Annotated in this window: 13 protein-coding genes, 7 tRNA genes and 1 pseudogene; 7 read left to right on the top strand and 14 right to left on the bottom strand. The window is 41.6% G+C overall.

What is annotated here, in order from left to right:
- The first annotated feature begins 9 nt into the window (after positions 1-9).
- Positions 10-1,956: a S9 family peptidase gene (locus FW757_RS14450; protein WP_182740033.1), complete on the top strand. Its 1,947-nt coding sequence runs from the start codon at positions 10-12 to the stop codon at positions 1,954-1,956.
- 188 nt (positions 1,957-2,144) lie between these two features.
- On the opposite strand, the gene FW757_RS14455 is transcribed toward FW757_RS14450, so the two are convergent.
- The 9 genes from FW757_RS14455 to dnaQ all read right to left on the bottom strand — a co-directional run bounded on the left by FW757_RS14455 (position 2,145) and on the right by dnaQ (position 5,108).
- Positions 2,145-2,221 (bottom strand) — tRNA-Asp (locus FW757_RS14455).
- A 54-nt stretch (positions 2,222-2,275) separates the two neighbouring features.
- Positions 2,276-2,352: transfer RNA gene (locus FW757_RS14460), tRNA-Asp, on the bottom strand.
- A 37-nt stretch (positions 2,353-2,389) separates the two neighbouring features.
- Positions 2,390-2,466, bottom strand: a tRNA-Asp gene (locus FW757_RS14465).
- Between the two features lie 38 nt (positions 2,467-2,504).
- Positions 2,505-2,581 (bottom strand) — tRNA-Asp (locus FW757_RS14470).
- Between the two features lie 31 nt (positions 2,582-2,612).
- A tRNA-Asp gene (locus FW757_RS14475) sits at positions 2,613-2,689 on the bottom strand.
- A 41-nt stretch (positions 2,690-2,730) separates the two neighbouring features.
- Positions 2,731-2,807 (bottom strand) — tRNA-Asp (locus tag FW757_RS14480).
- A 27-nt stretch (positions 2,808-2,834) separates the two neighbouring features.
- A tRNA-Asp gene (locus FW757_RS14485) sits at positions 2,835-2,911 on the bottom strand.
- A 98-nt stretch (positions 2,912-3,009) separates the two neighbouring features.
- On the bottom strand, positions 3,010-4,353 hold the full coding sequence (locus FW757_RS14490; protein ID WP_404675522.1) for a TIGR03503 family protein: 1,344 nt from the start codon (positions 4,351-4,353) through the stop codon (positions 3,010-3,012).
- Positions 4,354-4,394: 41 nt separating this feature from the next.
- Complete coding sequence (gene dnaQ, locus FW757_RS14495) at positions 4,395-5,108, bottom strand: DNA polymerase III subunit epsilon (protein WP_149982934.1); 714 nt, start codon at positions 5,106-5,108, stop codon at positions 4,395-4,397.
- A 68-nt stretch (positions 5,109-5,176) separates the two neighbouring features.
- On the opposite strand from dnaQ, the gene rnhA reads away from it, so the two are divergent.
- Positions 5,177-5,644 (top strand): ribonuclease HI, encoded by a 468-nt coding sequence (gene rnhA / locus FW757_RS14500; RefSeq protein WP_145241653.1) that lies wholly within the window; start codon positions 5,177-5,179, stop codon positions 5,642-5,644.
- Positions 5,645-5,729: 85 nt separating this feature from the next.
- Positions 5,730-6,593, top strand: a complete 864-nt coding sequence (locus FW757_RS14505) for an MBL fold metallo-hydrolase (RefSeq protein WP_149982933.1) — start codon at positions 5,730-5,732, stop codon at positions 6,591-6,593.
- Here the strand turns inward: FW757_RS14505 and FW757_RS14510 are convergent.
- Positions 6,564-7,322: a class I SAM-dependent methyltransferase gene (locus FW757_RS14510; RefSeq protein ID WP_145241649.1), complete on the bottom strand. Its 759-nt coding sequence runs from the start codon at positions 7,320-7,322 to the stop codon at positions 6,564-6,566. The genes FW757_RS14505 and FW757_RS14510 overlap by 30 nt on opposite strands.
- Positions 7,323-7,374: 52 nt before the next feature.
- On the opposite strand from FW757_RS14510, the gene gloB reads away from it, so the two are divergent.
- Together gloB and FW757_RS14520 are read left to right on the top strand one after the other, a co-directional pair.
- Positions 7,375-8,160: a hydroxyacylglutathione hydrolase gene (gene gloB / locus FW757_RS14515; RefSeq protein ID WP_446441364.1), complete on the top strand. Its 786-nt coding sequence runs from the start codon at positions 7,375-7,377 to the stop codon at positions 8,158-8,160.
- Positions 8,161-8,295: 135 nt separating this feature from the next.
- A complete protein-coding gene (locus tag FW757_RS14520; protein WP_149982931.1) occupies positions 8,296-9,879 on the top strand; it encodes a lytic transglycosylase in 1,584 nt (527 codons plus the stop codon).
- 50 nt (positions 9,880-9,929) lie between these two features.
- Here FW757_RS14520 and FW757_RS14525 read toward each other — a convergent pair whose 3' ends face one another.
- The 3 genes and pseudogenes from FW757_RS14525 to FW757_RS14535 form a co-directional block, all read right to left on the bottom strand.
- A complete protein-coding gene (locus FW757_RS14525) occupies positions 9,930-10,379 on the bottom strand; it encodes a flavodoxin (protein ID WP_149982930.1) in 450 nt (149 codons plus the stop codon).
- Positions 10,379-11,143, bottom strand: coding sequence for a tRNA pseudouridine(65) synthase TruC (gene truC / locus FW757_RS14530; protein WP_310736236.1), 765 nt, complete (start codon positions 11,141-11,143; stop codon positions 10,379-10,381). Before truC ends, FW757_RS14525 begins: the two co-directional genes overlap by 1 nt.
- Positions 11,144-11,173: 30 nt before the next feature.
- Positions 11,174-11,461: pseudogene (locus FW757_RS14535) on the bottom strand (YqcC family protein); the annotation flags it as partial.
- Positions 11,462-11,564: 103 nt separating this feature from the next.
- Between FW757_RS14535 and FW757_RS14540 the strand changes: the two are divergent.
- Both FW757_RS14540 and FW757_RS14545 read left to right on the top strand, forming a co-directional pair.
- The gene (locus FW757_RS14540; protein ID WP_182784873.1) at positions 11,565-12,593 is read left to right on the top strand and encodes a DUF3549 family protein; all 1,029 of its coding nucleotides are present in this window, start codon (positions 11,565-11,567) and stop codon (positions 12,591-12,593) included.
- Positions 12,594-12,893 (top strand): DUF3301 domain-containing protein, encoded by a 300-nt coding sequence (locus FW757_RS14545; RefSeq protein ID WP_169019573.1) that lies wholly within the window; start codon positions 12,594-12,596, stop codon positions 12,891-12,893. It abuts the gene before it with no gap.
- 692 nt (positions 12,894-13,585) lie between these two features.
- On the opposite strand, the gene FW757_RS14550 is transcribed toward FW757_RS14545, so the two are convergent.
- Positions 13,586-14,233 (bottom strand): GNAT family N-acetyltransferase, encoded by a 648-nt coding sequence (locus FW757_RS14550; protein ID WP_145241634.1) that lies wholly within the window; start codon positions 14,231-14,233, stop codon positions 13,586-13,588.
- Positions 14,234-14,341 lie beyond the last annotated feature (108 nt).

Raw genomic sequence — 14,341 nt, forward strand, 5'->3', positions numbered from 1 at the left:
GAATGTACTATGAACAAAAAATTGCAATTTGCCGCACTCGCCTGTGCAATCAGTATTGCCTTGAGCGGTTGTAGCCAATCAACCTCAACAACAGCCGTCACCACAGTACAGTCGCAGCAAACTCAGCAAGTTAGCACCTATAATGCTAAAACCTTCTTTGATACGACCGCAATTATGGGCAGTAGCTTTTCACCCAATGGCGATAAAGTACTGGTAAGCTCTGATGAAAGTGGTATTTACAGCTTGTATGAAGTAGATGCAAAAACAGGCAACAAAACCCGCTTAACCAATTTTCAGGATAGCACCTACCCTGTCCGTTACTTCCCAAATGATGAAAGGGTCCTCTTTACCAAAGATTCTGGCGGCAATGAGCGCTTTCACGTCTACGTCCGTGAACTTGACGGGTCAATAACAGATTTAACCCCCGGCGATGAAACCCGCGCAAGCTTTGCAGGATTTACAGAAGATAGCAGCGAGTTTTTTATTACTAGTAACCAGCGCGATGCTAAATTTATGGACTTATACCGCGTTGATAGTAAAACCTATAAAATCACCCCTGTTTATCAAAATACGCTTGGTTTAGATGTCGGAGCAATCAGCCCCGATGGCCGCTATATCGCACTATCTAAAAATAACACCAATAAAGACAGCGACACATTTATTCTCGATACCTATAAAAAGACCCTCAAACCACAGCTAATTTCAAAACACAATACACCAGCTCAATACACGCCTGAAACCTTCTCTGTTGATAGTAAATACTTATACTACTCAACGGATGCTAAAGGCGAGTTTTCACAAGTGTGGCGTTATGAGTTGGCCTCAGAGGAGCATAGCCCTGTATTAAAAGATAATTGGGATGTCAGCTTCATTTATTTTTCTAAATCAGGGCGTTATCAAGTCAGCGGTGTCAATGCCGATGCCAGCACTAAAGTCACGGTGATTGATACCCAGTCAGACCAAGAGATTGCGATGCCTCAGTTACCCACAGGTAACTTACGTGGTGTTAACTTTTCTGCAGATGAAAAAAGCATGGCGTTTTACTTAAATTCAGATACCTCGCCAAGTAACCTGTTTGTCTGGCAAGTGGGTAGTGATAAGGCACAGCAATTAAGTAATACTTTAAGCAAAGAGATAGATCAAAATGATTTAGTTGAAAGCACTATAGTGCGCTTTAAAAGCTTTGACGGTTTAGAGATACCCAGCGTACTTTATAAACCCAAGCAAGCCAATAGCAATAATAAAGTGCCAGCGCTAATTTGGGTGCACGGTGGTCCAGGTGGCCAAAGCCGCACTGGTTACAGTGCAATGCAACAACACTTAGTCAATCATGGCTATGCTATTTTTGCGGTTAATAACCGTGGCAGTTCAGGCTATGGTAAAACCTTTTTTCATTTAGATGATAAAAAACACGGCACCGACGACTTACAAGACATTGTTTACGGTAAAAAGCACTTACAAAGTTTAGATTGGGTCGATGCAGAAAAAATCGGTATCATAGGTGGCAGCTACGGTGGCTTCATGACCGCAGCAGCGCTTGCTTTTGAGCCTGAAGAATTCAAAGTGGGCATTAATATTTTTGGTGTCACCAACTGGGTAAGAACGCTCAACTCAATTCCACCGTGGTGGGAAAGCTTTAAAAAAGCGTTGTACGATGAAATGGGCGACCCTGCAACGGACGGCGAGCGTCATCGTGCAATCTCACCGCTATTCCATGCTAAGAATATCACCAAACCATTAATGGTTATTCAAGGCGCCAACGATCCGCGCGTATTACAGATAGAAAGTGATGAATTAGTTGCCGCAGTGAAAGCCAATGGCGTACCGGTCGAATATGTATTATTTGACGATGAAGGTCATGGTTTTAGCAAAAAAGAAAACCGTATCAGTGCCTCCAACGCGTATCTAAACTTTTTAGATACCTACTTAAAAGAACGCTTTGGCCCACAAGGCTAATATTAAAGCTGACTAGAAGTTTAATTATAAGCCTGTAATTCTGATCAAGATTGCAGGTTTTATTATGTTCTTTGTCAAGTTCAGATAAGATAACTGATAGCTGATAGCTGATAGCTGATAGCTAAAGTATGTTTTATTGCAATAGGTATATAAGGATTTTATAAGCTTGTTATTGAGGAAATAACAAGTGGCGGAGTGGACGGGACTCGAACCCGCGACCCCCGGCGTGACAGGCCGGTATTCTAACCAACTGAACTACCACTCCGCAGTGGTATGTGCATGGGGTAATGCACTTACTAATTTTATTACTGATATCAAGTGGCGGAGTGGACGGGACTCGAACCCGCGACCCCCGGCGTGACAGGCCGGTATTCTAACCAACTGAACTACCACTCCGCAGAGATATCATTATACTTGTTATTACTTAATTTGTTGGCGGAGTGGACGGGACTCGAACCCGCGACCCCCGGCGTGACAGGCCGGTATTCTAACCAACTGAACTACCACTCCAGCATACAAATTTTGTAATATAACATTGTTTAAATAGTTGGCGGAGTGGACGGGACTCGAACCCGCGACCCCCGGCGTGACAGGCCGGTATTCTAACCAACTGAACTACCACTCCAGCGCATATTTAAACTGTTATTTTTTCTTATTGGCGGAGTGGACGGGACTCGAACCCGCGACCCCCGGCGTGACAGGCCGGTATTCTAACCAACTGAACTACCACTCCATAATAAGAATATGTTTTACAACCATATGTTGTGTAAGTGTTGGCGGAGTGGACGGGACTCGAACCCGCGACCCCCGGCGTGACAGGCCGGTATTCTAACCAACTGAACTACCACTCCAGCGTGTACTTACAAATTGTCGAAAATTGGCGGAGTGGACGGGACTCGAACCCGCGACCCCCGGCGTGACAGGCCGGTATTCTAACCAACTGAACTACCACTCCACATTTTCGTTGCTGTCTGAGTCTCCCCTGACAGCGGCGTGAATAATACGAACCAACCCCTACTTCGTCAAGGGCTTTTTTGTTTTTTTACAGGTTTTTTAGTCATCTGACATCGAAAGGTTTAAAATTTCACCGGATCTATCACTTTTTGAACCATTTTTGTCGAGTTCTTTTTTTTCATTACTTTGCGGCTCATTTTCAACTGCTGTTTTTTTCTTCAAAAATGGTAAGTTGATTTTCGGCATGATTGATTTTTTCTGCACAAATACACGAATTGCTAACCAACCCAACAGCAAAACCAGTAAATTCCCGCCAACAATTAAACTAATAAATGTAATTGTTGCCATTGATTCGGCTTCCTTAGCAACTCTTTCTATTTCTTGTTGCTGTGCTGGGGTAATAATTGGTGCTGGTAATTCAGGCACCACTTCAATTGGCCGCTCGATTTCAAATTTATAGGTCGGTAAAGTTGCCATAAATTCACGGCCATTCACATTAGTGCCAAAAACAGACAGTTCAACACTGTATCGCCCCCAATCATAATTTTTAATCGTCAGCTGGCGGGTCAAACTGTTTTTAGCATCAAGCGTAAACATTTGCTCTTCATTATTAGGGTAATAAATTTTACCTTGGATCAATACCGTCTCTGGTTGCACTATTTGGTTATCGAGGGTAATAGTTAAATGATGTTCTTGCAGGTCATCTTCGGCTAAGGCGATTTCATAACTAAAGGGGGGTTCTTTAACTTCGATAAGATCTTGCACCACGGTGCGCTTTAATAATGGGGTTTCAATATATAGCTCTGGTCGCCATTGTCCGGCTGGGAAAACTAATTTAAATTCACCGGTAAAAATACCATCTTTAGGGCGCTCATCGAAACCACGGCCATCGTCTTTAAATTCAGCAACATTCTGAGTGCCAGCGCCAAAGTTTGCAAAGTCACTGTTATTGGTGCTAATAAAGTCAACATTTAAACTGACCACATCCCGAAACAAGCCCACTTGAATCGGCTCACCATCATTTAGTATTTGCCCTGTAATTTTAACTGTTTCGCCACGAAACAGTAATGGGGGTAATGGTTCGGCTTGTAATTCTACTTCTCCTAACACCACAATCCGGCTTTTCGGCAAAATACTACCAACGACCTGCCAAGGCCCAGGCATTGGCTGCTTAATAGTAATCAGATCATAACTTAGCTCATCAAACCATTGTAGGTTGTCATCTTTTCTCGCCGAGGTTGCATAATATTTACTGCCATCGGGTTTTACCAATACCACTGCTGGTGCACCGGGCTTGCGAAAAAATAATAAGGTGATTTCGTCAACTTTATAATCAATACGAAAACGATTTTCCAGTAAAGGAATTTCATTTTGCCGCCCATCGCGCTGCAGTAAGGTTATTTTATCTTCATTTGTTGCACTGCTGGTGTTTGGTAACATCATAACCAAACACACAACTAACATTATGCTTCTCATGTTTTGCCTTATTCGGCGCGCCATATACATTGACCACCGGCTTCGTTGACTATATTTAATCGCTCTTCGTGAGCGAGTTGCTCATCATTGTTGGCTTGTAAGACCACCAGCGGTGGACGGTTTGAATCTAAACGACGCAGTTCTTTTTGTTGTTGCTCACTGCCTTGATTTTTATTTTGATTAAGATTGAGCTTTACCTGCCCCCCCGTCATCGCTAAATAAACGTCAGCTAAGATCTCAGAATCCAGTAGTGCGCCGTGTAAGGTACGCTTAGCGTTATCTACATCATAACGCCGGCATAACGCATCTAAGTTATTCTTCTGTCCTGGATGCAAGTCACGCGCCATTTTGAGGGTGTCGAGAACTTGGCAGTAATCATGGGTTTTTTGATAACCTTGATTGAGCAACGCAAATTCATTATCCATATGACCGACATCGAACGGCGCATTATGAATTACCAGCTCCGCCCCTTTAATATAGTCGAGAAACTCTTGAGCTATTTGATGGAATAACGGTTTATCACGTAAAAACTCATTAGTGATACCATGAACATCAATGGCTTCTTCGTCACTTTTGCGCTGTGGGTTGATATAAACGTGAAAGTTATTGCCGGTTAAACGACGATTCACTAATTCCACACAGCCAATTTCAATAATACGATGCCCTTGTTTAGGGTCGATGCCGGTGGTTTCTGTATCTAAAACTATTTGTCTACGTGCCATATCGAATTTAGCCTGACTCTGGTATCTTTCTATAATCACTTTATTGTACATAAGATCAAGGGAAAACAGTGCAAAAAACCGTAGAGATTTACACCGATGGCTCATGTTTAGGTAATCCGGGCCCCGGCGGTTATGGTATTTTTATGTTTTATAATGACCACGAAAAAAAATTAAGCCAAGGCTATACCCTCACCACCAATAACCGAATGGAAATGCTCGCAGCAATTGTTGCTCTTGAGAGTTTAAACCGCCCGTGTGAGATAAACCTCACCACCGACAGCCAATACGTGAAACAAGGTATTGAATCATGGCTTGCTAACTGGAAGAAGCGAGGCTGGAAAACGGCTGCTAAAAAACCAGTTAAAAATGTCGATTTATGGCAGCGTCTTGATGCAGCCTGCGCCCGTCATAATGTGACTTGGAAGTGGGTAAAAGGTCATAGCGGCAATAAATACAATGAAATTGTTGATGATTTGGCGCGTGATGCCGCTGGCAGTAAAGATTTATTAGTCGATGAAGGTTACAACCCTGAATAATATTAGTAGGTAATTCATCATAAACCATTTAACAACTTAGTTATATGATATAAGCTTTGGATATATTAAATAATGGAGTTGTTAAATGGCAATCTCGATCGAGTCTTTTTTTCATCAGCAAAGTGCTACCTTTACTTATCTAGTGTCTTGCCAAACCACTAAATCTGCCATGTTGATCGATGTCCCTGCTGACTTTGATGCTGCTAGCGGTACGTTAAGTTTTCAGACCGCCGACGAGATCATTGCCCATATAAACGATAACCAACTTATTCTTGAGTGGGTTTTAGAAAGCCACGCCCATGCAGATCACATTACTGCCGCCAGTTATATAAAGCAGCAACTTGCGACATATCATCCTTGCAAGTTAGCAACCGGTAAAAAAATAATACAAGTGCAGGAGCATTTTAGCCGCCTGTATAATATTGATATGCCATGTGATGGCAGCCCATTTGAACAGCTATTTACTGATAACGAGCATTTTGCACTGGGCGCACACAAGGTTACTGTATTAGCGACACCAGGTCATACTCCAGACAGTGTGTGTTATTTAATTGAAGGCAACTTGTTTGTTGGTGACACATTTTTTATGCCCGATAGCGGTACTGCACGCTGTGATTTCCCAGGTGGCAGTGCCAAAACGCTTTATCAGTCACTGCAACGTATTTTAGCCCTGCCCGATGAAACTATTTTATGGATGTGCCACGACTATCAGCCGGGTGATCGCCCGCTTGCCAACAAAACATCGGTACTCGAGCAGCGCACCAGTAATATTCATCTACAAGCCTCTGAGCAAGATTACATAACAACCCGTAGCGCCCGTGATGCAACACTCAGTGCGCCTAAATTATTGCACCCAGCAATACAAATGAATATTCGCGCAGGCCAATTACCAAAAGCACAGCAAAACAGTCAGCGTTATTTAACGCTTCCGCTCACAGTGTTGCTTTGAGGTTTGCCGTAAACCCGCTCCTTTTACTGGAGCAAACTGTGGACGAGCGTGCCATTTAGGCTTTATGGGTGTCAAAGGCGCAACTCGTTTACGAGCGACCAACATATACACACTTCCCATGGGTTTTAGATATTGCTTGGTAAAACGTCGCCATGGCGCAAACCGCGATAAACGGTTGCCTCGTGCTAATGACGAATAAATAAAACGTTCATCACTGACTATTTCAAAACCTAATAGGTTAAGCCAATCTTTTACTCGTGCGGGAGTAAAAAAGCGTCCCGTCCATGGCAACTTTTGACCGCTAAAGGGCAACAATTGCGCCAGTCCACATAAACTAAATGGGTTAAACCCGGTGATCACCATATAGCCACCTGGTATTAAGGTGCGATGTGCTTCACGTAATATATGATGCGGATCGGTGTGATACTCTAAGCAATGGCTTAATATACAGGCATCAACACTGTGCTCGTAAAAAGGGAGCTCATCTATATCGGCAACAACACCTGTAAATGGTCCTGACTCTGCTACGCAGACTTGGTGTTTAATGGTGCTTTTACTGGTATTAAGTTCGCCACTGAGATTACCGAGTTTTAACATGTGATAGCCAAACATTCGCGGTAACCACTTGGCCATTTTACGTTCTATATCACTACGTAAATAGTCACCATGAGGAAACTCTTGCCACGACAGTGGTTTGGGTCCTTCTTGAAAACTAAGGGCTGGTTTCATACGCTGAGCTCGTTATACTGTTTGATATCGTCACTTTATAGAGCAATGTCACATGGTGCAAGTCAAAGCAATTAAAGCCTTTTCTGATAATTACATTTGGTGCCTTAGCGACCCTACAAGTTCGCAAGCATGGGTAGTTGACCCAGGTCAAGCTGAACCAGTGTTAACTTATTTAAACCAAGCAGGTTTGACCTTAGCGGGTATTTTAGTTACCCATCATCATTATGATCATACTGATGGCGTAGCCACTTTGTGTGAAAAATTTGTAGGTATTGATGTATACGGCCCACACAATAGTCCATTTAAAGGGATCACAAAACCATTAATGGACGCGGATAAGATAACCGTACTTGGTACGGAATTTACCATCATAACAACACCTGGACATACCTTAGATCATATTTGTTACACTAATCCTGTGCTTGCTTTTACAGGTGATACTTTATTTAGCGGTGGCTGTGGGCGTTTATTTGAAGGAACCGCTGAGCAAATGCAGCACTCTTTTGATAAATTAAAAAAATTACCGCCTGAATGTGAAATTTATTGTACCCATGAATACACGCAGGCAAATTTAGCTTTTGCGTTGGCGGTGGAACCTAGCAACCGCGATTTAATTGAGTACGCACAGTGGGTAGATATTCAGCGTCAAAATAATCAAATTACCTTACCAAGTACACTCGCATTAGAGCTAAAAATAAACCCATTTATGCGAACTGATATTACTGGAATACTAAAGCGCTTACCTGAAACATATAATCCGAGTACAAAAAACACCTTACAAAATAATGAACCTTGGCAAAACTTTGCAGGTCTTAGAATCTGGAAAGACCATTTTTAAAAAACAATCTAATAATAATCAAGCAATTAAATTTTTAGATAGTTGATTATTACGATTTTAGATAGTCAAAAAGTGGCAATGTTATCTCATTACAGGTAGTATTCGCCGAGTTTTTTACCTGATGCATTGGTATTTATGAATAAATCCCCCCTTGTTTTAGCCTTAGCACTAGTGCTAAGTGGATGTCAAACATTAACATCAACACAACCTGATGACCTAGTTGCTAATCACCCAGAACAATCGCAACTTGAAGGCGCAAGCCCAAATGATATTAGCGAAGCGTTGATGATCAATGCGCAATATCACCAAGTAAATGATGTAGATGAAGCACCTATTTTTGATGATGTATGGGAGCGTATTCGTTATCAACTATCGATTGAAGTCCCGCAAAATCGCCCTGTCGTCACTGAGCGTAATTACTACGCAAGACACCAAGCTTATTTAGACCGTATTTCAAAACGTGCTGAGCCTTATCTACATTTTATTGTAGAAGAAATTGAAAAACGCGATATGCCAATCGAAATTGCATTGCTGCCGATTGTTGAAAGTGCCTTTGATCCATTTGGCTACTCATACCGCAGTGCATCAGGTATTTGGCAATTTATGCCACAAACTGGTGAGCGTTTTGATTTAAAGCAAAACTGGTGGTACGACGGTCGTCGTGACATTGTACAATCAACCCGTGCGGCGCTTGATTATCTATCTTATTTACATAAAACCTTAGAGGGTGATTGGCTCAACGCCATCGCGGCCTATAACTCAGGTGAAGGGCGTTTATTACGCGCCATAAAAAAGAACCGTAAAAAGCACTTGCCTACTGATTTTTGGTCTCTTGATTTACCCAGTGAAACCACCACCTACGTACCAAAACTATTAGCATTATCAGACTTATTAAAACGCCAAGATGACTTTGGGATAAAGTGGAACCCGATTATCAATGCACAAGTTGTTGAAGCGGTTGATGTAGGTTCACAAATTGATTTAGCACTGGCCGCGGATATGGCTGATATTAGCCTGACTGAATTATATCGTTTAAATCCAGGTTTTAATCGCTGGGCAACGGATCCAAATGGTCCTCACTTTTTATTATTACCAACAGATAAAGTTGAGCAGTTTCAACAATTATTAGCTAAAACAGCGATGAAAGATCGTCTGCGTTGGCAACAATATATTGTCGCAAGCGGTGACAGTTTATCGGTGATTGCGAAAAAGTTTGCCACCAGCACCAGTGCTATCAAATCACTCAATAAACTAAAGTCAAATACCATTCGTATTGGTCAGCAATTATTAGTGCCGTTAAGTGACGGTGCAATCAATAGTAAACACTTACCAAAGCAAATGCGTATGGCGGTGAATAACAATAGTCAAAAGAAGCTCTCGCATACGGTTAAAAATGGCGATACTTTATGGGATATAAGCCGAGAGTACGATGTAACCATTAATGAACTCGCTAGCTGGAATAAACTTAAAAAGAATAGTGTGTTACGTTTAGGACAAAAGTTAACGGTTTATCAGAGCCCTAAGACCCCTCAGGCGGCGTTAGCCAGTACCAATCGAACAATCACCTATAAAGTTCGCCGTGGTGACTCTCTGGCTCGCATCGCAGCTAAGTTTAATTTAACAGTCAACGATATTATCAAATGGAATGACTTATCAGGACAAAAATACTTACAACCAGGACAAAAGTTAAAGCTTAAAGTGGATGTGAAAAGCACCTAAACGAAGTTATACAGATAATAAAAAAGAGCGTTTTCGCTCTTTTTTATTATCTACTGAGGTAACTTAGCTAACCACTCTTGGAGCCATGGCTGAGTTACTGGCCAAGGTTCAAAATCTTCACAGGCATCGATTTCTAAACGATGACCGATAGGTTGTGCTTGTAAGTCACGAAATAACTCATCAAAACTTCGCCCTGCGCCACAAAACGTATCACCATAACTTCGGTCGCCCATGGCGATAATACCGTATGGCTTAGCAGTTAACATAGGAAAAGTGCTATTCAACTCGTTAAAAAAACCAGCAAGGTTGTCAGGAATATCACCTTGTCCGGTGGTCGAGGTGATCACTAAAATATGTGTGGCTTGCTGAATATCTGCAATGGTTGGTTGATCAACTAAATTTACGCTGTGCCCTGCTTGTTCTATTGCGTCAATAACGTCGTCACTTAAACGCTCGGCACCACCATAAACACTGCCTACAAATATGCTAATAGTTGCCATTAATAATCCTTCTCTTGATGTGGCCAGCCAAGCTGTTGACAAATAGTGAGCATTGCTTCACCTAGCGGCGCTTTAATATTGATTTGTTGTTGAGTATAAGGGTGCACAAAATTAAGCTCAGTTGCAAATAACATTAATCGACGTAATGCAAAATGCTCTCTAAAAAATTGGTTATGCTGATTATCACCATGATTAACATCACCAATAATAGGCAGTGATAAATGTTTTAAGTGACGGCGGATTTGATGCTTACGACCAGTTTTAGGAAAGCACTCCACCAGCGAATAGCGCACTGTTGGGTATTTATCAATTGGTATCGGTAACATTGCTTGCTGCAAGCAGTTAAACTGAGTTTGTGCCTCTTGTGGGGCTTTATTTTGATCAGCAAACTTATCCGCAATTTTATCCAGCTGTTCTTTTAGTGGTTTATCTAAAAACACCGACTCCGGAGCAAAACCACGCACTAACGCGAGATAACGTTTCGAGATTTGATTATCAATAAATAACTGATTAATGTCCCGTGCAGCTTCAGAGCTCAATGCAAACAGTAACACACCTGATGTTGGCCTATCTAAACGATGCACAGGGAACACATGCTGGCCAATTTGATCGCGCAGCATCTGCATCGCAAATTGTGTTTCGTGTTTATCTAAAAATGATCGGTGTACTAATAAACCAGAAGGCTTATTAATTGCGATATAGTTTTCATCACGGTACAAAATTTCAAGCTCGCCAAACTCAACGGGGGCTGGACGTTCATTCACTATTACTTCTCTTCCTAATAACTTATCAAGCTGAGCTAATAATTGCATCACAGCTGCACCACCATTTTTTTGCGCTAACATGAGTTCAGCCATTGGCGCGATGGCAAAATTACTCGGTAACGGCTGTTGTTGAGCGACTAACATTTGCATTTTTTCAATAAATACAAATTGTAACCACTGCTCAAACGCCATAGTATCGTGACAAAATGGCACTGTTGAGTTTAACGCTTGCGGATCAATTGGAGTATTTTGCCAAAGTTGATGCTGTTTTAATAAGTCTTCGAGTTGCGTTAAGTAAGTTTGGGTCTGTTGGTACATAACCACCCTTGTTGATTATCATTGCTTGATTATACCCTGTTCCAACATGGCCTGCTATGGCGTATAATTTAACGAATTTTGCAGTAAAAATCAGTGGATCATTATGACCGAGCAGATCGCAACCTTAGGGCAATTACTTGATGGCGCAGGCACAAATTGGCGCGTTTTTGATATTGGCAGACATATTACCAAGCTAGATAAAAAGCAATTTTTAGCCATTGAGCAAGCACAGATCCCCTATCCTTTCCCGCTCGCAGGCCATGCATGGTTAGCTATTCAGTTTTGGGATAGCAAAGCCAGTAGCGAGCCCTACGTGTGGTTTTTAAAGTTTCCAGTTGATGAGCAAAGCAAACTGGTATGCGCCAGTCGCGATCACTTTGCCAATATGGTAATAGAAGCACTTGGCAATGATTTGACCGGCGAGCAAGCTGACGGGAAGCTTGATAATAACCCGTATGTGTTTACACCTAACGCAAATAAACTAGCTACATTTAATGCACAGTTAAAAGTGTTATTAAAACAACCTGCCTCACAATATTATGAGTACACCCAACTGTATTTTAGTGGCAAACTAGGGTTTGATAATTGGCAAAGTGTGGCAGTACAGGGTATTGCTGATTTTGCATTACGCTTAGATAGCGATAAAAATCTAGCGTCATTACAACAAGCCTGGGAGCAACTGCCAGCTGAAGTATTACAACCGCTCAGCGCAATGCTTGAACATGTTGAAATACCGTCGATATTTAGTCAACAATTGTTAAGCTACGCCCAGCAAGCCATTGCGCAAAAAGATACCTTAGCACTGTGTTGTGCCCTACGTGCAATGTCAAAAGCACAAGCGCAAACACTTACGGCACAATTAGTGGATACTATTTTAGATTCAGAAATTGCCACAGAATCGGATGTTTTACTGACCATAGCAGGACGTTGTTTTAACTTGCTCACTGATCCTGAGCGGTTACATATTTTTATGGACAATTGCGCCCATCATCAGCAAATTGAAGAGCTTTTCCCAAGTATTTTTGCTGACTTAGTTGCAATACCGAGTATTCGACCACACTTATTAGGTTTACTTCGTAAAGAAAATCGCAGCGAAACCCTCGCGCGAGCAATTGGAAGGTTATTCTCGTAAATGGCAAGTTTATGGACATTCATTATCATTGGTAGTGTAATTTATTTGTTTTGGCTTAATCGTAAAGTTGCTGAAGCTGCCAACGCACACGCAAAACGTCAAAGCGACCAGCTACAAGTGCAATTAATGAGTGTCGCCTGCACTAAACGCCGCTTTGGCCTTTTAAAAAGCGGCAAACCTGGTATCAAAAGCGAGTTTATTTTTGAATTTTCCAGTGATGGTGAAAGCGTTTATCAAGGGGTGTTATTTATGGAAAATGAAATGCTGAAAAGCGTTTTAGTGCCGCCGCATAAGATTTAGTAGTGAGTTAGTGAGTTAGCAAGTTAGCGAGTTAGCGAGTTAGCAGCGCACACTGATATTTAATCATTTCACGTTAACTATAAAAAACTAAGGCGTAACATATAGTTACGCCCCAATCTGACTTCGTCCATAATAAGGCATCCATACCTACGCCGAAGCTACCATTTTTATCTATCCCCTGAACGGGTATATATCCAAATACACCCTCACATTGCATCTATGCAATATCCTACACATCCTAGTGTTATCCTCTTTGCCTACCTGGCCGTCCTGCGTTTCCAAACGCTCCTATTACTTCCTGTAATATAATCCTTTGGGCTATCCTTATCATTAGCTCCGCTAATGTACCGCATCCTCGCAGTGTCCTAACTCATCCTTGCATCCGTGTTAACTTGTCCATTTGCTTCCTGCTAAGCATCTTGCTTAATTGCCATAATCCGTTTCCTTGGCAGCAGCTCATTCATTGAGTCTGTGTCGTCTTGACAAAGTAAAGTTTAAAGCAAAGTGGACTCAGCGGTAGTCATAAATAATAATAATTTTCATGTAACAAATTTGCCAAAACAATTTTTTCACTATAAAACAGTTTGTTACGATGAAATCAATCATGATCACAGCGATATAAAAGGCTTAAGCGCACGATAATGTGAGACATCTCCTACAGTGACATTTCCATTATGGCGCTTTATCTTAAATCAATGCTGTTGAGCTGATTTAAATAGCAGTTCACCTTGTACATTGTTAAAAGTCAGTTGTTGTAAGTGCACAAAACCTTCACTGGCAAAAAACGCGGTATGTTTATCTTGGGTTACAAATACAGCCATACCCGATGCAGCTGGATTACCGCTAACTAAATCATTCAAGCCACGCAGTAGATGACGGCCGAGGCCTTCACCATGAAAATGAGGATCAACTGCGATAAAGGCTAAAAAATAGTAATTTCCTTGTGCTGCGAGCGCATTACGGATCGTTTGCTCTTTTTCAATTAATTGATTTGTTTGCAAATAGCCAGCACTAAGCATTAACTTTAAACGCCAGTGCCAATAGCGCTGTGCTTGCAGCTGACTTGATGATTCGAATACACACGCAACCGCTTTTAAACGATCATTTTTATATAAACCAATCAGCGGCTGTTTTTCTTGCCAAAAAGTACTGAGCTCTTCACGGATCAGAGCACGTAATTTTTTTTCATAAACGGCTTTATTCGCCTCACTATAATTGAGCATTGGTTGCAATAGCGGATCATCATGATAAGCTTGATAGATTAAGCTCGCAGCAATACTAATGTCTTCTGCAGCGATATATTGAACTCGAAATGTCTCATTTTCAGTCTCAACTGTCATAGCTAGTCCTTTTTATTATTTTGATTTTTTGTACATCAACAACTATAGGTATATTCCTATCTGCGTTAAAAGGCAAATTCAGCGGGTGTTAAACTCTAACAACCCATC

The organism is Pseudoalteromonas sp. 1181_04, assembly GCF_052850545.1.